Consider the following 781-nt stretch of genomic DNA (forward strand, 5'->3'; position numbering starts at 1 on the left):
ACCATCCAGTACGAGATCAACGAGTTCATCACCGGCATGATCGGCGTGGTCCTCATCGGCGCCTCCTTCTGGTCCTCGGTCCGCCGCAACAAGCGGCTCGCCACGGCCGAGGGATTGGGCGAGGCAGAGAAGGCCGACGTGGCTTCCGCGGTTTGACGGCTGTGGTGGCCACGATCTCCCGTGCCCACCACAGTCGACTTCCCACTAGAACGTCAGTCAGGAAGCCCTCGGCCCAGCGGCACTGGTGCAGGTTCTCCGGGGAGCCGACCAGTCACTCCCCGTTCTCTCGGCGAAACGGGTGCGGCGGGGGTGAAAGGACGCCAATCCAGCACCCCAACGAATTCGCGAACGAATGATGCCCGCAGCCGTGCAGTCTGCTGCGGGCATTCCGCGTACGGGCCGCGGCCCGGTGCTCTCGAAGTCGCACCGGTGACGCCTGGGCACCTCGGCTTCCGGGCCGTGACGGCAGCGGAGAAGCCATGGTCCCTGCTCTTGGTGTCACTGGGTGGGCACGACGTTTCGCGGCCTCCTGACTGACGATGCGAGCGGCGGCTGGCACGGAGTTCCAGCGAAGTCAGGCGGTGTCGCGGGGGTCTGCCGCACGATCGGGTGGCATCTGAACTGCCTTGCCCTGTGGGGCAGGTGGGAAGGATGTCGCTGTGCTCAAGCCCTATCCGGAAGAGTTCCGCAAGGACGTCGTGCCCGTCGCGAGGAACCGCGGCCCAGGCGTGACGGTCGAGCAGGTGGCCACCGACTTCGGAGTCCACCCGATGACGTTGTG

1 protein-coding gene is annotated in these 781 nt (G+C 66.6%); it reads left to right on the forward strand.

Features of this window, described 5'->3' with window-relative positions:
* On the forward strand, positions 1 to 156 hold a 156-nt coding region (locus ACP4J0_RS38585; protein WP_426604129.1), incomplete at its 5' end, for a DUF475 domain-containing protein.
* Positions 157 to 781: the final 625 nt, after the last annotated feature.

It is taken from the genome of Streptomyces sp. WG7, assembly GCF_049975785.1.
Taxonomy (GTDB): Bacteria; Actinomycetota; Actinomycetes; order Streptomycetales; family Streptomycetaceae; genus Streptomyces.